At 72.7% G+C, this 17,913-nt stretch carries 9 protein-coding genes; 2 read left to right on the top strand and 7 right to left on the bottom strand.

The window, feature by feature from the left end; translation table 11 throughout:
* Positions 1-158 precede the first annotated feature (158 nt).
* The gene (locus tag IE274_RS05690; protein ID WP_190114455.1) at positions 159-2,375 is read right to left on the bottom strand and encodes an ATP-dependent DNA helicase UvrD2; all 2,217 of its coding nucleotides are present in this window, start codon (positions 2,373-2,375) and stop codon (positions 159-161) included.
* 168 nt (positions 2,376-2,543) lie between these two features.
* On the opposite strand from IE274_RS05690, the gene IE274_RS05695 reads away from it, so the two are divergent.
* Positions 2,544-2,786, top strand: a complete 243-nt coding sequence (locus tag IE274_RS05695; RefSeq protein WP_190114456.1) for a mycoredoxin — start codon at positions 2,544-2,546, stop codon at positions 2,784-2,786.
* A 26-nt stretch (positions 2,787-2,812) separates the two neighbouring features.
* Here the strand turns inward: IE274_RS05695 and nudC are convergent, their stop codons facing one another.
* The 6 genes from nudC to IE274_RS05725 form a co-directional block, all read right to left on the bottom strand.
* Positions 2,813-3,760 (bottom strand): NAD(+) diphosphatase, encoded by a 948-nt coding sequence (gene nudC, locus IE274_RS05700; protein ID WP_190114457.1) that lies wholly within the window; start codon positions 3,758-3,760, stop codon positions 2,813-2,815.
* 88 nt (positions 3,761-3,848) lie between these two features.
* Complete coding sequence (locus IE274_RS05705; RefSeq protein ID WP_190114458.1) at positions 3,849-5,270, bottom strand: dipeptidase; 1,422 nt, start codon at positions 5,268-5,270, stop codon at positions 3,849-3,851.
* Positions 5,271-5,280: 10 nt separating this feature from the next.
* The gene (locus IE274_RS05710) at positions 5,281-8,970 is read right to left on the bottom strand and encodes an ATP-dependent DNA helicase (protein ID WP_190114459.1); all 3,690 of its coding nucleotides are present in this window, start codon (positions 8,968-8,970) and stop codon (positions 5,281-5,283) included.
* Between the two features lie 95 nt (positions 8,971-9,065).
* Entirely contained in the window at positions 9,066-9,764 is a 699-nt protein-coding gene (locus tag IE274_RS05715) for a hypothetical protein (RefSeq protein WP_190114460.1), read from the bottom strand.
* A gap of 885 nt (positions 9,765-10,649) precedes the next feature.
* Positions 10,650-14,084 (bottom strand): ATP-dependent helicase, encoded by a 3,435-nt coding sequence (locus IE274_RS05720; RefSeq protein ID WP_372447269.1) that lies wholly within the window; start codon positions 14,082-14,084, stop codon positions 10,650-10,652.
* A 251-nt stretch (positions 14,085-14,335) separates the two neighbouring features.
* Entirely contained in the window at positions 14,336-14,737 is a 402-nt protein-coding gene (locus IE274_RS05725; RefSeq protein WP_307822195.1) for an MGMT family protein, read from the bottom strand.
* 173 nt (positions 14,738-14,910) lie between these two features.
* Between IE274_RS05725 and IE274_RS05730 the strand changes: the two genes are divergently transcribed.
* A complete protein-coding gene (locus IE274_RS05730; protein WP_190114463.1) occupies positions 14,911-17,895 on the top strand; it encodes a lysylphosphatidylglycerol synthase transmembrane domain-containing protein in 2,985 nt (994 codons plus the stop codon).
* Positions 17,896-17,913: the final 18 nt, after the last annotated feature.

The following is a 17,913-nucleotide window of genomic DNA, read 5'->3' on the forward strand; positions in this document are numbered from 1 at the left end:
ATCGCCTCCTCTCGGCGTCTAGGGGAGCGGCCAAAACCGTTCCTCGGACTGACAAGTACAGCACGGGACCAGGGCTTCGGAGAAGCCGCCGTTCCCGTGCTTAAGAACCTATGGGTCTTCCTTGCGCATGCGCAAACTATTTTTTCGACGAATTTGAATCAGCTCGCCTCGTCGTCGTCCGCAAGCTCCTGACCTGCACAGATAGCAAGGACGTCGGCACCGAAGTGACGCAGCTTGCGCACGACGACGCCCGGGATGCGGGCCAGCTCGCCCTCGTCCTCCGGCACGGCCTCCGCGATGGCGATCAAAGTCTTGTCCGTGAAGACGCAGAACGGAGGCTGGCCCAGGCGCCGCGCCTGGCCCGATCTCCACTCCAGGAGTCGCTCGTAGAGCCCTTCGTCCATGTCCGACGGGCAGTCCTCACAGCGCATGAGCTTCATCTCGCCGGCGTCGGTGAGGGTGCGGCCGCAGACGCGGCAGCGGGCCGGGCTGCGGCTGCCCCGGCGGCGCTCCCGAGGCGCCCCGGCGGCGCCGGGCTCGCCACCGCGGCCGGTGCCGCGCTCGATGCCGCCGGGCCCGCCCGCCGCGCGCGCCCCGGCGGCCGTGCCCGAGCCGGGGCGCAGGCCGTCCAGGAAGCGGCTGGGCCGCCGGTTGGGCCGACCGCCCGGGGACCGGGAGAGGGCCCAGGACAAGGACAGGTGGACGCGGGCGCGGGTCACGCCCACGTACAGGAGCCTGCGCTCCTCCTCGACCTGCTCGTCGGTCTTGGCGTACGTGATCGGCATCATGCCCTCGGCCAGGCCGACCAGGAACACGGCGTCCCACTCCAGGCCCTTCGCCGCGTGCAGGGACGCCAGGGTGACGCCCTCGACGGTGGGGGCGTGCTGGGCGGCGGCGCGCTCGTCCAGCTCGGCCACGAGGTCGGCCAGGGTGGCGTCGGGCCGGGCGGCTGCGAAGTCCTCCGCGAGGCGCACCAGGGCGGCCAGGGACTCCCAGCGGTCGCGGACCGCGCCGGAGCCCGCGGGCGGCTGGGGCGTCCAGCCCTTGGTGGACAGGACGGCCCGCACCTGCGAGGGCAGGTCGACCATGTCGTCCAGCAGGGTGTCGTTGCCGCCGAAGCGGGCGGCGCCGCGCAGGGCCGCCCCGGCCTCGCGGACCTCGGTGCGCTCGAAGAAGCGCTCGGCCCCGCGCAGCAGGTAGGGGATGCCTAGGTCGGCCAGAGCCTGTTCGTAGATCTCCGACTGGGAGTTCGTACGGAACAGGATCGCGATGTCGCCCGCGGGGACGCCGTCGGCGATCAGGGCGCGGATGCGGCGGGCGGCGCCCTCGGCCTCGGCGGGCTCGTCCGCGTACTCCACGTAGACGGGGTCGGTGCCGCGCTCGCGCTGCGAGATCAGTTCCAGGCGGTGGTCGGCGGCGCGGCCGACGGCCTGGGCGAGCAGGCCGTTGGCGAGGTGGACGACCTGGGGGGTGGAGCGGTAGTCCCGGACGAGCTTGACGACGGTGGCGCCTGGGTGGCGGGTGCGGAAGTTCAGCAGGTGGTCGGGGGTCGCGCCGGTGAAGGAGTAGATCGTCTGGCTGGCGTCGCCGACGACGCAGAGGTTGTCGCGCTCGCCGAGCCACAGCTCCAGGAGGCGCTGCTGGAGGGGGCTCACGTCCTGGTACTCGTCGACCACGAAGTGCTGGTACTGGGAGCGGACCTGTTCGGCGATGTCGTGGCGGTCCTGGAGGATGCCGACGGCCAGGAGCAGGACGTCCTCGAAGTCGATGACCGCGCGGTCGCGCTTGAGGTCCTCGTACGCCGCGTAGAGCTGGGAGACCTCGGCGGGGTCGCGGGGGGTGTCGCGGCCGGACTTGGCCGCGACGGCCGCGTAGTCCGCGGGGACGGTCTGGGTGACCTTGGACCACTCGATCTCGCCGGTCACGTCGCGCAGCTCGTTGCGGTCGAGGCGGACGCGGCAGGCCGCCGCGGCCTCGGCGACGAGCTGGACCTTGCGCTCGACGAGGCGGGGCAGCGAGCCGCCGACCGCCTTCGGCCAGAAGTACTGGAGCTGGCGCAGGGCGGCGGAGTGGAACGTGCGCGCCTGGACGCCGGTGGCGCCGAGCTGGCGCAGGCGGCCGCGCATCTCCCCGGCCGCGCGGTTGGTGAACGTGACGGCGAGCACGCTGGTGGGCTGGAGGATCCCGGCCCGCACTCCGTAGGCGATGCGGTGCGTGATGGCACGGGTCTTGCCCGTGCCGGCGCCCGCGAGCACGCACACCGGCCCGTGCAGGGCGGTGGCGACCTCGCGCTGCTCCGGGTCGAGCCCGTCCAGCACGGCGTCGGCGGTGTCCGGGACCCGTGGGAAGAGGGTGGAGTGCGTTGCTGCTGTCACCCCGCCATGCTGCCAGGTCCCACGGGGGTCGAGAGCCGGTTGTCCACAGGGGGGCGCCCGCGGTCGTACTAATGCGGGAATGGTGACCGGGTCGCGTACGTTCGAGTCAGTGCGGCGACGCACACGACGTGCGGTGACGCACCCCGAGCCTTAAGGAGCGCGAGAGACATGCCGGGCACTGTGACGATGTACAGCACCACGTGGTGCGGCTACTGCCGCCGGCTGAAGAGCCAGATGGACCGCGAGGGCATCACGTACGAAGAGGTCAACATCGAGCACGACCCGGACTCCGCGGCCTTCGTAGAGAAGGCGAACGGCGGCAACCAGACGGTTCCCACCGTTCTCTTCCCGGACGGCTCGACGCTGACCAACCCCTCGCTGGCCCAGGTGAAGCAGAAGCTCACCGCCTGATCCGCGGGCCGGACGGCGCGCGCGGCTCAGCCGAGCGTGCCGGGCCGCGGCAGGGGCTTGCCGTACCAGAGCTCGATCAAGCGGGCCGCAATCGAGATGCCGTAGGGAGGCAGCACCTCCCCGGACTCGAAGGCGGCCCGCAGGTCGTCGCGGGAGAACCAGCGCGCCTCGTGGATCTCCTCGCCGTCGACGTCGATCTCCGAAGACGTGGCGCTCGCCATGAAGCCCAGCATCAGGCTGGAGGGGAACGGCCAGGGCTGGCTCGCGACGTACTCGACGTCGCCGACCGTGACGCCCGCCTCCTCGAAGACCTCGCGGCGCACGGACTGCTCGATCGACTCGCCCGGCTCCACGAAGCCCGCGAGCGTCGAGAAACGGCCCTCGGGCCAGTGCACCTGGCGGCCGAGGAGCGCGCGGTCCTGGTCGTCAGTGACCAGCATGATCACGGCCGGGTCGGTGCGCGGGTAGTGCTCGGCGCCGCAGGCCTGGCAGCGGCGGATGTGACCGGCCGCCGCGATGACGGTGCGCTCGCCGCAGCGCGAGCAGAAGCGGTGCATGCGCTGCCAGTTCTCCAGGGCCACGGCGTGCACCATCAGGCCCGCGTCGCGCGGCGAAAGCAGCAGGCCCGCCTCGCGCAGTCCGGCCGCGCGCGCGGACGCGTCCATGCGCCCGGGCAGCGTGTCCTTCTGGAGGGCGAAGTAGCTCACGCCGTCGTCGTCGGTCCCCAGGAAGTACCGGTGCGCTTCGGTGAGGGGCGCCTCGAACGACGGGGTCATCACGAGTTCCGTGCGGCCGTCGGAGGTCTCGTCGATGAGCACCTGGCCGCCGGACACCACGAAGACCCGGGTCGACGGGTGGCTCCACGCGGCGGCGAGCCAGGCCTCGTCGAGTCGGTGATGGGCCGCGCGGTCGATGCCGCTCGGCGCGGTGAGCGAGACGGGACGGTCAGCTGCGCGGTCGGTCCAGGTGGTCACTGGTGCTTCCAACTCCCCCGATGGAATGGGTGGTTCAGCGAGCGGGTCTCTTCAGTGTGCATCGCGGTGCGCGACACGTTTCGCCGGTTCAGTGGGCGCCGCGCCAGTGCTCCGCGAGGTCGCCCCACAGGTAGGCGCTTGTCTCCGCGCCCTTGAGGAGCAGGTCGAGCTCGACCTTCTCGTTGGGCGCGTGCCAGCCGTCCGAGGGAATGGAGATGCCCAGGAACAGCACGGGCGCCCCGAGGACGTCCTGGAGGTCGGCCGCAGGTCCCGAACCGCCCTCCCGGGTGAAACGGATGTCCTGCTCGAAGGCGCGGCCCATGGCGCGCACCACGGACTGCAGGGCCGGGTGGTCCAGCGGCGTCAGACAGGGGCGCGTGGCGCCGCTGAAGGTGATGGTGTGCCCGATGCCCGCGGGCAGCTGGGCGGCCACCCACGCGCTCACGGCCTTCTCCACGCGGGCCGGGTCCTGGCCCGCGACCAGCCGGAACGACAGTTTCAGGAAGGCGCTCGACGGGATGATCGTCTTGCCGCCGGGGCCCTGGTAGCCGCCGCCGATGCCGTTGACCTCTGCCGTCGGACGGGCCCAGATGCGCTCCAGGGTGGTGTGTCCGGCCTCTCCGTAGGGAGCGTGCGACTTGGCCGTACGCAGCCACTCGGCCTCGTCGAAGGGCAGCTCGGCGAAGAGCTCCCGCTCGCGGTCGGTCAGCTCGACGATGCCTTCGTAGAAGCCCGGTACCGCCACGCGCGCGTGCTCGTCGTGCAGCGCGGCCACCAGGCGGGCGGCAGCGGTCGCCGGGTTGGGCACGGCGCCGCCGAAGGAGCCGGAGTGGATGTCCTGGTCGGGTCCTGACAGCTCGATCTCGCACTCGGCGAGGCCGCGCATGCCCGTGCACACCGTGGGGGTGTCCTTGGACCACATGCCGGTGTCGGAGACGATCACCGCGTCGGCGGCGAGGCGCTCGGCGCGCTCCTCGACCAGGGCGCGGAAGTTCGGGGAGCCGGACTCCTCCTCGCCCTCGACGAGCAGCTTCAGGTTCACCGCGGGCGCGCTGCGGCCGGTGGCGGCGAGGTGGGCGCGGACGCCGAGGGTGTGGAAGAACACCTGGCCCTTGTCGTCGGCGGCCCCGCGCGCGTAGAGCCGGTTGTCGCGGACGACCGGCTCGAAGGGGTCGCTGTCCCAGCCGTCCTCGACGGCGGCGGGCTGCACGTCGTGGTGGCCGTAGACGAGGACAGTGGGAGCGTCCGGGTCTCCGGAGGGCCACTCGGCGAAGACGGCGGGGGCGCCGGCGGTCTCCCACACCTCGACCGTCGGGAAGCCGGTGGCGGTGAGCCGCCCGGCGAGCCAGTCGGCGCTGCGGCGCACGTCGGCCGCATGGTCGGGCTGCGCCGACACGGACGGGACGCGCAGCCACTCGGCGAGGTCGTCGAGGAAGGCGGCACGGTGGTCGTCCAGGTACGCGCGCACAGTGCTGACGACGCTGACGACGCTGTCAACGGGATTGCTCATGGTCACGAGCCTATCGGCCCATGGGAGTGGTCCGGTCGGGTGGCCGCTCCCCCCGCTGTCCGTCGGCCTCGGCGGCCTCTCCGAGCAGCATCCGCTCCAGCTCGGCCCGGCCCGGCAGGTTCGCGGGGCGGACGGTCTCGCCGCTGCGTACGTAGAGGAAGGCGGCCCCTACGGAGTCGGGCGGTACGCCGTGCTGCTCGGCCCAGGCCAGGCGGTAGACGGCGAGCTGGAGGGGGTCGGCGTCCTGGGTGTGGCCGGTCTTCCAGTCGAGGATCTCGTACGTGGTGTCGTCGCCGTCGCCGGTCTTGTAGACGGCGTCCATGCGGCCGCGGATGACACGGCCCGCGAGGGCGAGCTGGAAGGGGTACTCCACGCGGTGCGGGGTGCGGCGGGCGTACTCGGTGCGCTCGAAGGCCGCCTTGAGCGCTTCCAGGTCGCGCTCGTCCGCGATCTCCGCCTCGCCGGGGCCGCCGCCCGGCAGCTCCTCCGGGCCGAGCATGGGAAGGCGCAGCTCTTCGAAGCGGGCCTCCACCCAGGCGTGGAAGCGGGTGCCGCGGCGGGCCGCGGGCTGCGGCGGCCGGGGCATGGGCCGCGCGAGCTCCTGCGCGAGGGCGTCCGGGTCACCGGCCAGGCGCAGCAGCTGGGAGGCGGTGAGGGTGGTCGGCAGGAGGACGTCGCGGACGCTCTCGCGGGCGCGCAGCAGCTCGCCGGTGAGGGCGTCCAGGTCGCGGTCCCAGGAGGCGAGGGTGCGGGTCTCCTCCGGGGTGAGGTGGGGGGTCGTGCGGTGCACGCGGGCGTGGGGGATGGCGTCCCTGGCGAGCGGCTCCTCCTCGGACGCGGTGGGCGCCGTGTGGGTCGGGTGTGCCGTGGGCGTCGGGTGGGGCAGCGTCGGGCGCTCCGTGGACCAGGAGTCCCACTCCAAGGGGTTCTCGCCGCTGGTCTCGTGGGCGGGTTCGCTGCCGGTGGCTTCGTAGCGCGCGCCTTCGTGGTCGATGCCTACGAAATCGACGTCCGCGCGGCCGATGTCCGCGCTGTCGATGTCTGCGCTGTCGACGGCTTCGTAGGCAGCGATCTCCTCGTCGTCCGGCGGTGGCGGCCAATCCGGGTCCGCCGCGTACTCCGGAGGCTCGGCCAAGGCCGACGGAGGGGTGTGGTCGGCGGCGGGGTGGGGCTCCTCGTGGGAGCGGGCGTCGTCGGCCGCGAGGCGGTCCAGGTGGGCGAGGACGGTGTCCGCGGCGGCGCGGCGGCGGGCCAGGGAGTCGGCGTCGAGCGGCAGCGGCCAGGCGTGGTCGGCAGCCTTCTCGGACAGCGCCGGGTTCTCCTCGTCCTCGCCCGGCTCGTCCGCCCAGGCCTCGATCTCGCCGTGGCCCGCCGCGCAGTGGTCGTGCAGGGCGTTGAGGAAGTCGGACGGGCCGCGGGGTTTCTTCTGGGTGGGGCCCCACCAGTGGCCCGAGCCGAGCAGGAGGCTGCGGGGGCGGGTGAACGTGACGTACCCGAGGCGCAGTTCCTCGGTGTGCTGGTGGTCCTTCATGTCGGCGTGGAAGGCCTTCATCCCCTTGGCGTCCCACGCGTCGATGTCGGGGAGCGTGTCGGAGTCTCCGCGCAGGGCGTGCGGGACGACCTTGGCCTGGGCCGTCCACTTCTCGCGGCCCTGCGTGCTCGGGAAGGTGCCGGTGACCAGGCCGGGGACGGCGACGACGTCCCACTCCAGGCCCTTGGACTTGTGGGCGGTGAGGACCTTGACGGTGTTCTCGCCGCCGGGCAGGGCGTTGTCGAGGCCCTTCTCGTACTGGGCGGCGGTGCGCAGGAAGCCGAGGAAGGCGAGCAGGGAGGCCGAGGGGTCGTTGGCGGCGAAGGACGCGGCGATGTCCAGGAAGTTCGACAGGGTCTCGCGGCGGCGCGCGGCCAGGGCGTGCGGGGACGCGGAGAGCTCGACCTCGAGGCCGGTGACGGCGAGCACGCGGTGCAGGACGTCCATCAGCGGGTCGGCCAGGGAGCGGCGCAGCTCGCGCAGTTCGGTGGCGAGGCGCGCGAACCGCACGCGTGCCTCGGCGGAGAACGGCAGCCGGTCGTCCCCGGAGCCGTCGCCGGGGGCCTCCAGGAACGTGTCGAGGGCGTCCGCGAGCGATATCACCTCGGACGGGTCGACGCCCTCGACGGCCTCGGCGAGCCGCCGGTCGGCGTCCTCGGGGCCGTCGGGCGCGCTGTGCCGCACCAGGAGGCGGGCACGGCGGCCCAGGAGGGCGAGGTCGCGCGGGCCGATGCGCCAGCGGGGGCCGGTCAGGAGGCGCACCAGGGAGGCGTTGGCGCCCGGGTCCTGGAGGACTTCGCAGACGGCGACGAGGTCGGCGACCTCGGGCAGGTGCAGCAGTCCGGACAGGCCGACGACCTCTACGGGGATGTCGCGGGCGACGAGGGCGGCCTGGATCTCGGCGAAGTCGCCTGCCGTGCGGCACAGGACGGCGATCTCGCCGGGCGCCTTGCCGGTGGCCACGAGGTGGGCGAGGGAGTCGGCGATCCAGTCGATCTCCTCGCTGTGGGTGCGCAGCAGGGCGCAGCGCACGCTGCCGTCGCGCTCGGCGCCCGGGGCGGGCCGCAGGGCCTCCACGCCCGCGTGCAGGGCGCGCAGCGGCGCGGCCAGACCGTTGGCGAGGGCGAGGAGGCGGCCGCCGCTGCGGCGGTTCTCGCTGAGGGCGTGGCGCGCGGCGGGGCGGCCGTCGGCGTGCGCGAAGTGGTCGGGGAAGTCGTCGAGGTTGGCCACGGAGGCGCCGCGCCAGCCGTAGATCGCCTGGCAGGGGTCGCCGACCGCCGTCACGGGGTGGCCGGTGCCGCCGCCGAACAGGCCCGCCAGGAGGACGCGTTGGGCCACCGACGTGTCCTGGTACTCGTCGAGGAGGACGACGCGGAACTCCTCGCGCAGGATCTCGCCGACCTCCGGGCGGGTGCGGGCGAGGGTCGCGGAATGCGCGATCTGGTCGCCGAAGTCAAGGAGGTCGCGGGCGCGCTTGGCCGTGCGGTACCGGTCGACGAGTTCGGCGAGCTGGAGGCGGGCGGTGGCCGTATCGGGGACCTTGCGCAGGTCGGCGTTGGTGAGCTTGGCGCCCGCCAGGCTGCGAAGGAGGTCGATGTCGTGCGCCCGGAGGCGGTCGGGGGCCACCAGGTGCTCGGCCAGTTCGCCGTCGAGGGTCAGGAGGTCGCTGACGAGGTCGGGGAAGGAGCGGGTCAGCGCGGGATACGGGCCGGGGGCCTCGCGCAGGACGCGGGCGGCGAGCTGGAAGCGGGTGGCGTCGGCGAGGAGGCGGGCGGTGGGCTCCAGGCCGATGCGCAGGCCGTGGTCAGTGAGGAGGCGGCCCGCGAACGCGTGGTACGTGGAGATGACCGGCTCGCCCGGAGGGTTGTCCGGGTCGGCGGCTTCGGGGTCGGTGACGCCCGCCTTGATCAGGGCCTTGCGCACCCGCTCGGCCAGCTCGCCCGCCGCCTTGTTCGTGAACGTCAGGCCGAGAACCTGCTCCGGGGCGACCTGGCCGGTGCCGACCAGCCACACCACGCGCGCGGCCATCACCGTGGTCTTCCCCGACCCCGCTCCGGCCACGATCACCTGCGGGGCGGGCGGCGCGGTGATGCAGGCCGTCTGCTCCGGGGTGAACGGGATACCGAGGAGCTCTTTGAGCTGCTCGGGGTCGGTGAGGCGAGGAGACACGTCAGAGAGGCTAGCGGCGGCCACTGACATCAGGGGCGGGACAGGTTCGTCCGTCGCCGCGCGCGTCCGTGGCCGCCGTCACACGGCCCGTCGGGTCAGGAACCCATCAGGTCCTTCTGCTCGACGACCTGGCCGGCCGGCGGGGCCTTGACCGCGACGGGGGACCCGTAGTCGCTGAAGGTCATCTTGGCCGGGCCGTCGCTGTCCTTCTTGTCGATACGCAGGAAGTACGGCTTGCCGTCCATGGCGACGTAGTACGTGACGACCTTCCCGTTCTTGGCCCGGGAGAGGACGGCCACCTTCTCACCGTCGACCTCGGTGTCCTTCTCCCGCTTGAGGCCCTTGAGCTTCGTGGACTCGAACATCACGTCCTTGTCGCACGTCCGGTTCTCCTGGCCCTCAGGCAGCTTCATCCAGCGGCCCTTGACCTTGTCGCCCATGGAGGAGCCGCGCGTGGCGTTCTCCCAGAACTTGTCATCGCCCTTGATGTACGAGGTGCCGCCGGACACGATGATCTCGCCGGTGCCCCCCGTCGCGGAGCGCGTCTTGCCCTGGCAGTCCTCGGACTTGGCGACCGCGAAGTCGACCTTGACCGCCTTGCCGTTCTCGTTGCCCGTTCCGGACACCTTGAAGGAGCCCGCGCCCTTCGAGGCGGTGATGGCCTTCTGCGCGATCTTGTCTGCACTCATCCCCTTGAAGGGGTCCTTGTCGCCGTCGTCGTTGCAGCCCGTGATGCCGACGACCGCGACGGCACAGGCGGCTGCCGCTGCCAGAAGGTTCCGCTTGGCTGCCATTTGCGTATCTCCTAAGAAAGGTGTCTCGGGCACAAAGCCATTCAGCTCGCACAAAGCCATTCAGTTCGACGGCGACTCTAGATGGCTTGTGCGGCTGCTATGAGCACGGACCATGAGACGTGAAGTTGGCCACTCGCGCCCGCAACGCAGCCATCGTCCACGACATGGCGGGCCTCCGCGCGGGCGCGGTTCGAGGCGCGGAAGGTGAGTGCTGGCCGGTCGCAGGCGCGAAGCGCGTCGAGGCCCTTACGGCTGCCGGACAGCACTGCGGCTGGGCCGCCGAAGGCCAACGACTCCCGCGCCCAAGCGGGCAACCACCGAAGCCGACGACCGAGACTCCTTGCCGCCAGCCTCCTGACAGGCGCCGAAGCCAAGAGCTGCCACGTGACGACACGAGCCGGGGGGAGGCTGGCTCCATCATGCGCTGTTTGGAACCCCCGCCACACTCACAGGCAAGATCCACTCACATCCTGTCAAAACAGGCAGTATCACCAGCAGTTGGCAGAATAGACATCGACGGGAGTCGCATGAAGCCACTGAGCATGAAGCGGGTTTTGGTGGCGACCAGCATGGTTGCGGGCGCCGCAATTGCGCCGATCGCGACGGCAGCTCCAGTGTCAGCCACACCTTGGAGCTGCGAGCGATACCTCAAGGATTTCAAGTACATAGTCGGCCCGAAGGCGAAGAAGGCGTGCACAAAGGGGCATAAAAAGGATTCGGTGGCAGGCTGGCCGATCTATCGGGCACAGTGCGAGACAGAGCTAGTCGCCTTGAGGGTCAAGGGGGCTCTCATGCCAACTACGCATGCAGGCTGGCGTTCAACTTGAAGTAATGCAGCCCGCCTCAACTACCTTGCAGGCTGAACTTGTTGAAGATAGTTGGGGATCACTCCACGATCTGCCTGCCCTCCGGGCGGGCGCTGCACGAGGCGCGGAAGGCGCAGTGCGTGCAGTGCTGGCCGGTGACGGGCGTGAAGCGTTCGTCGAGGACCTTGCCCGCCGCCGTGGCGAGCAGGTCGCCGACCCAGTCGCCGGACAGCGGCTCCTGGGCCTGGACCTTGGGCAGCGCGTCGCCGCCGTCCTTCTTGGCGGCGCCCTGGCGGAGCTGGACCAGTTCCGCGCCGCCCACGTCGGGGCGTACGCCTTCGAAGACGTCGTCGGCGGCGCCCTCGCGCACGGCGAGCTGATAGACGGCCAATTGCGGATGGCGGTCGACGTCGGCGGCGCTGGGGGCCTGCTTGCCGGTCTTGAAGTCCACTACGTAGGCACGGCCTTCGCCGTCGCGCTCGACTCGGTCCATGGAGCCGCGTACGCGCACTTCGTAGGGGCCCGCTTCGAGCGTCACGTCGAAGTCGTGCTCACTGGCGACCGGGGTGCGGCCCGAACCGACGTGCCACTGGAGGAAGCGTTCGAGCGCCACGCGCGCGTGCTCCTTCTCCTGGTCCGACTTCCAGGGGGCGTCGAAGACGAGGGCGTCCCAGACGGAGTCGAGGCGTGCCATGAGGACGTCGAGGTCGGCGGGCGTGCGCCCGGAGGCGACCTCGTCGGCAAGGACGTGCACGACGTTGCCGAAGCCCTGGGCGGCGGTCGCGGGGGCGTCGGCCTTCACCTCGCGGCCCAGGAACCACTGCAGGGCGCAGGTGTTGGCGAGCTGGTCGAGCGCGCTCCCGGAGAGGGCGACCGGCTGGTCGCGGTCCCGCAGGGGCACCGCGCTCGCCGTCGGCTCGAACATGCCCCACCAGCGGTGCGGGTGCGCGGACGGCACGAGGGGGCGCTCGTCGGCGTCGCTGAGCGCGGCGAGTCGGGCCAGGCGCTGGGCGGCGGCCTCGCGCAGGGCGTCCGACGCGTGCGGGTCGACGGTGGTGGCGCGCAGCTCCGCGACGAGCGCTGAGACGGACAGCGGGCGGCGCGGGCGGCCGGTCACGTCCTTCGGTTCGACGCCGAGTTCGGTGAGGAAGCGGGAGGGCTGGTCACCGTCGTCGGCGGGCGCCTTGACGGCGGTGACGACGAGTCGTTCCCGCGCGCGCGTGGCGGCCACGTAGAACAACCGGCGCTCTTCGGAGAGGAGTGCTCCCGGGGTCAGCGGCTCGGCGATGCCGTCGCGTCCGATGCGGTCGGCCTCCAGGAGGGAGCCGCGGCGGCGCAGGTCGGGCCAGAGGCCTTCCTGGACGCCCGCGACCACCACGAGCCGCCACTCCAGGCCCTTGGAGCGGTGTGCCGTCATCAGGCGTACGGCGTCGGGGCGCGCCGCGCGGCGCGTGAGCGTGTCCGCGGCGATGTCCTGCGCCTCGATCTCGTCGAGGAAGTTCAGGGCGCCGCGCCCGCCGCTGCGCTCCTCCGCGCGGGCCGCGGTCGCGAACAGGGCGCACACCGCGTCCAGGTCGCGGTCGGCGTTGCGGCCGGCCGCGCCGCCGCGCCGCGCGGTGCGCTCCAGGCGCCTCGGCCAGGGCGTGCCGGACCACAGGTCCCACAGGGCCTGCTCGGCGGTGCCGCCGTCCGCGAGGCGCTTCCTGGCCCGGCTCAGGAGCTCGCCGAGGCGCTGGGCTCCCTTCGCGTACGAGGGGTCGTGCGCTATCAGCCGCTCCGGCTCGGCGAGGGCGCGGGCGAGGAGTTCGTCGGAGGGGGGCGGGACGTGGTTGCCCGCGGCCCGCTCCTCCTCGCGCAGGGCCCGGCCGAGCCGCCGCAGATCGGCGGCATCCATGGCTGCGAGGGGAGAGGTGAGCAGGGTGATGGCGGTCTCGGTGTCGAGCCAGGCGGGGGTGGTGGGGGCGGGCGTGGGCGTCGTGGGGGCGGGCTCGTGGCCGTCGGCGGTGGGCTCCGGGGCGGATTCCTCTGCTCCTTCGCCGTCCTCCGCCGGGGTGGGTTCGTGGCCGTCGGGGGCGGACTCGGGGGCAGACTCGGGGGCAGACTCGGGGTCGGACTCCCCCGCTCCCTCCCCCGCCGGGGCGGGTTCGTGCCCCTCGGCGGTGAGCTCCGGGTCAGGCTCCCCCACGCCCTCCCCCGACTCCGCCCGGGCCACCGCCCGCAGCGCCGTCAGCAGGGCGGTCACCGCGGGCTCGTGGCGCAGGGCGATGTCGTCGCCGTCTATGTCGAGGGGGACGCCCGCCGCGGTGAGGCCGCGGCGGAGGGACGGGATGCTGCGGGCGCCCGCGCGGACGAGGACGGCCATCTCGCTCCAGGGGATGCCGTCCTCCAGGTGCGCGCGGCGCAGGATGTCGGCGATGTTGTCCAGTTCCGTGCCCGCCGTGGGGTACGTACGGACGTCGACGCGGCCGCCGTCCCTGACGGCCGTCAGCTCCCGGTGGGCGCGCACCTTCGCCGCGGGCAGGCGGGTGAGCGGCATGCGGGCGGTGATGAGGCGGGTGGCCGCGAGGAGTCGCGCCCCGGAACGGCGGGACGACGTGAGGACCTCGACCGGCGCCTCGGTGCCGTCCGCGCGCGGGAAGTCCGTCGGGAACCGGAGGATGCCGTTCACGTCGGCGCCCCGGAAGGTGTAGATCGACTGATCGGGGTCTCCGAAGGCGACGAGATCGCGCCCGCCGCCCGCGAGGGCGTGCAGCAGCCGCACCTGCGAGGGATCGGTGTCCTGGTACTCGTCCACGAAGACCGCGTCGTACTGGGCGGCGAGCGCCCGGGCGACCTCGGGGCGGCGGGCGAGCAGCACCGCGCGGTGCACGAGCTCGGCGTAGTCGAGGACCCCTTGGAGGTCGAGCACGTCCAGGTACTCGGCGAGGAACGCCGCCGCCGCGCGCCAGTCCGGCCGGCCGCCGCGCCGGGCGAAGGCGTCCAGGGCGGCCGGACCGAGGCCCAGTTCGCGGCTGCGCGCGAGCACCGCGCGGACCTCGTCGGCGAAGCCGCGCGTGGTCAGGCAGGCGCGCAGCTCGTCCGGCCAGCGCACCCGCGCCAGGCCGTCGCGCGCCAGTTCGGTCTGGCCCGCGAGGAGTTCGCGTACGGCCACGTCCTGCTCGGGTCCGGAGAGCAGCCGCAGGGGTTCCACGAAGAGGTCGGCGTCCTGGTGGGCGCGGACGAGGGCGTAGCAGAACGAGTGGAACGTGGTGGCCTGCGGGGCGTCGGCGGCGCCGATGCGGTGCGCCATGCGGTCGCGCAGCTCGACGGCGGCGCGGCGGCTGAACGTGAGCACCAGGACGCGCTCGGGATCGGTCCCCTTGGCCACCCGCGCGGCCACCGCCTCCACCAGGGTGGTGGTCTTGCCGGTGCCCGGACCTGCGAGAACGAGCAGCGGACCGCCCGTGTGGTCAACCACCGAGCGCTGCCGTGCGTCCAGCTGAGGGGGATCCGTGAGGACCGGCGGGGTACGCACCAGCCGATAGGCACCCGGAGTCCCCTGTCGTACCCGAGGGTGCGACGGGTGCCGGGCGTGCCGGGCGGATGAAAGGGAGCTCACGTGTTCGCCGGTCCTGGTGGGTGTACGGGTCGAGGTGCGGCTGCGTGCCAGCTGCGGGGTGAGTGTGAATGCGTGCTGTCGACGCTACGCCAGCGGATGAGCGAGGCGCGTGGCTTCCCCCGTACGGGCCACCGGGCCGCCGCCCGGGCGGCGCGTGCCGGAAGCTGTCAGGTGTGAGCCTCCGGAGCCACGTCCGCCGCGCCGCCGTCCCAGCGCGCCCTGCGCATGTCCAGGCGCGGCAGGCTCCGCTCGGACGCGCGGCCCGCCTCCCGCAGCGGTGTGCCCTCCGCGCGGTAGGCCTCCAGGGCCCGCAGTTCGTGGCCCGGCAGCAGCACGCCGTCCGAGCGCACCACGCGCCACCACGGCACCGCGCCGCCGTAGAGCGCCATCACCCGGCCGACCTGGCGCGGGCCGCCCTCCTCCAGCCACTCGGCGACGTCTCCGTAGGTCATCACCCGGCCCGGGGGGATGCGCTCCGCGGCATCCAGGACCCGCTCCGCGTACTCGGGGTACTGGGGCACGTCGGAGTGGTCCAGCAGCTCCGGTTCCGGTCGGCTCTCCTCGCTCATCCGGCCCATCCTGCCGCATGGCACCGACACCGTGACGGCCGCGCGACAGAGGGTGCGGTAGGGCGTGCGACGAGGGACGAAGTGGCAAATCGTGACCGTTTCGCGCCCCCGGATTGCCCCCTGATGACCCCCGTTGTCAGCGCGGCATGCCACCATCGTGCGGGCGGTGACTGGTGATACGAGATCAAGAAGAGGCGACGGAGCAGCAGGGCGTGCATTCCGACAAGACGGCTGGCACCTCTGCGGACACGGCGCGCCCGGACACCGATGAGCGGGTCCTGGAGTCGCACGGCACGCCCACCGACAAGTCCCACGGCACGCCCGTCGACAAGCCGCACAGCACGTCAGAGGACAAGCCGCACGGCACGTCCGCCGACAAGCCCGGCACCTCCCACGACGAGCAGTCGCCACCCCCGGACACGGCCGGGGACCCGCCCGCCGAGCCCGGCGCCGAAGACCCCGCCGCCCACGACTGCGCCGAAGTCGACGAGGGCCTGCCCACCGAACGCGTGGAGGGCGACGAACCCCTCCTCCCCGCGCGCGTGCACCGCCCCTCCGACCTCATGCGGCTGCTCGTCGGCATCCTGGCGATCGCCGCGCTGCTCCTGATCTCCGCGTTCGCGCACGGCACGACGTCGGGCCTGGAGCAGGACATCAACGCGGGCACGGGCGAACCCCCGGACCTGCTGATGAAGCTGGCGGGGCTCACCGCGAGCATCGGCGTGCTGCTCGTCCCGGTGGCGTTCGCGATCGAGCGCCTGATCAAACGGGACGGGCTGCGCATCGCGGACGGGGTCCTCGCGGCCGTGCTCGCGCACGGCGTGACGCTGGCCACCGACCTGTGGGTGGCCAAGGCCGCCCCGGAGTCCATCCAGGACGCCCTCACCCAGCCCTCGCCGGGTGACATCCACTCGCTCACGGACCCGGTGCACGGCTACCTCGCGCCGGTCATCGCGTACATGACGGCCGTGGGCATGTCCCGCAGGCCGCGCTGGCGCGTGGTCCTGCTCGTGGTGCTGCTGCTCGAAGCGTTCACCATGCTGGTGTCGGGCAACACGACACCGTTCTCGATCATCCTGACGGTGCTCATCGGCTGGACCGTCGCCTACGGCACGCTGTACGCCGTCGGCTCGCCGAACGTGCAGCCCACCGGGCAGACGCTGCTCGCGGGCCTCAGGCACGTGGGCTTCCGGCCGGTGAGCGCGGCCCGTGAGGAGTCCGGCGACGCCTCCGACCAGGACAACCGCGGCAGACGCTACTTCGTGACGCTGGAGGACGGCCCGCCCCTGGACGTCACGGTCATCGACCGCGAGCAACAGGCGCAGGGCTTCTTCTACCGGGTGTGGCGCAGGCTGACGCTGCGCGGCATCACTCAGCGCCGCAGCCTCCAGTCGCTGCGCCAGGCCCTGGAGCAGGAGGCCCTGCTCGCGTACGCGGCGATCGCGGCCGGTGCGAACGCGCCCAAGCTGATCGCCACCTCCGAGCTCGGCCCGGACGCCGTGATCCTCGTGTACGAGCACACGGGCGGCCGCTCGCTGGACTCGCTGCCGGACTCGGCCCTCACCGACGACCTCCTTCGCGGCACCTGGCGGCAGGTCAAGGCACTCCAGTCGCGGCGCATCGCGCACCGCAGGCTCACGGGTGACGCGATCCTGGTGGATCGTTCCGGCACGGTGATCCTGACGGATCTGCGGGGCGGCGAGATCGCGGCCGGTGACCTGGTGCTGCGCATGGACATCGCCCAGCTCCTGACGGCGTTCGGCCTGCGGGTCGGCGCGGAGCGCGCGGTCGCCACGGCCGTCGAGGTCCTCGGCCCGGACGCCGTGGCGGACTGCCTGCCGCTGCTCCAGCCGATCGCGCTGACCCGCTCCACGCGCGGGACGCTGCGCAAGCGGGCCCGCGAACGCGCCCAGCGGGAGCGGGACGCCGTCCTGGAGGCCTCGCGCAAGGCGAAGGCCGCCCGCCTGGAGGCCGAGGCCGCGGAGGCCGGCACCGAGGCCGTCGCGACCGCAGAACCCGCCACCGCCCACACCGACGACCCCGCCACCGCCCGCAAGACCGAGACCATCGCCGCCCGCAAGTCCCTGCGCGCGGAGAAGCAGGCCGAGAAACAGGCCGTGGACGAGGGCCTGGAACAGGCCCGCGAGGAGGACCTGCTCACGCAGATCCGCCACCAGGTGCTGCTGATCCGGCCGACGGCCCCCGTGGAGCCGGCACAGCTCGAACGCATCAGGCCGCGGACGCTGATCAGCTTCATCGCCGGTGCCTTCGGCGCGTACTTCCTGCTGTCCCAGCTCACGCACATCGACTTCGGCACCATCGTCGGCGAAGCCGAGTGGGGCTGGGTGGCCGCCGCGGTGGCGTTCTCGGCGCTCAGCTACTTCGCCGCGGCGATGAGCCTGCTGGGCTTCGTACCGGAGCGGGTGCCGTTCCTGCGGGCCGTGTCCGCGCAGGTCGCCGGGTCGTTCGTGAAGATCGTGGCGCCCGCGGCGGTCGGCGGTGTGGCGCTCAACACCCGCTTCCTCCAGCGCTCGGGGGTGCGCTCGGGGCTCGCGGTGGCGAGCGTCGGCGCCTCGCAGCTCTTCGGCCTCGGCTCGCACATCCTGCTGCTGCTGATCTTCGGTTACGTCACCGGCACGCAGAAGACGCCGACGCTGACACCGTCCCGTACGGTCATCGCGGGCCTGCTGACGGTCGCGGTGCTCGTCCTGGTGGTGACCGCCATCCCGTTCCTGCGGAAGTTCGTCGTCACGCGCGTGCGATCGCTGTTCGCGGGTGTCGTGCCGCGCATGCTGGACGTCCTGCAGCGGCCGCAGAAGCTGCTCACCGGCATCGGCGGGATGCTGCTCCTGACGTTCCTCTTCGTGCTCTGTCTGGACGCCTCGGTGCGGGCCTTCGCCAGCGAGGAGATGGGCACCCTGAGCCTGGCCAGCGTCGCGGTGGTCTTCCTCGCGGGCAACGCGCTCGGCTCGGCGGCACCCACCCCGGGCGGCGTCGGCGCGGTCGAGGCGACCCTGACGGTCGGTCTGATCGCGGTGGGCGTGCCGAAGGACGTGGCGGCGCCCGCGGTGCTCCTGTACCGACTGCTCACCCTGTGGCTGCCGGTGCTCCCCGGGTGGCTGTTCTTCAACCACCTCACCCGTAAGGGCCTGTTGTAGGCACGGTCTACGTAGAGG

The organism is Streptomyces flavofungini, assembly GCF_014650815.1.
In the GTDB taxonomy this organism is placed as follows: Bacteria; Actinomycetota; Actinomycetes; order Streptomycetales; family Streptomycetaceae; genus Streptomyces; species Streptomyces flavofungini.

What these genes read in the sequence shown, in the direction of transcription:
- IE274_RS05715 (WP_190114460.1), bottom strand. Translation starts at nt 9,764, where the DNA reads ATGGCAGCCAAGCGGAACCTTCTGGCAGCGGCAGCCGCCTGTGCCGTC.
- IE274_RS05705 (WP_190114458.1), bottom strand. Translation starts at nt 5,270, where the DNA reads ATGAGCAATCCCGTTGACAGCGTCGTCAGCGTCGTCAGCACTGTGCGC.
- IE274_RS05725 (WP_307822195.1), bottom strand. Translation starts at nt 14,737, where the DNA reads ATGAGCGAGGAGAGCCGACCGGAACCGGAGCTGCTGGACCACTCCGAC.
- IE274_RS05695 (WP_190114456.1), top strand. Translation starts at nt 2,544, where the DNA reads ATGCCGGGCACTGTGACGATGTACAGCACCACGTGGTGCGGCTACTGC.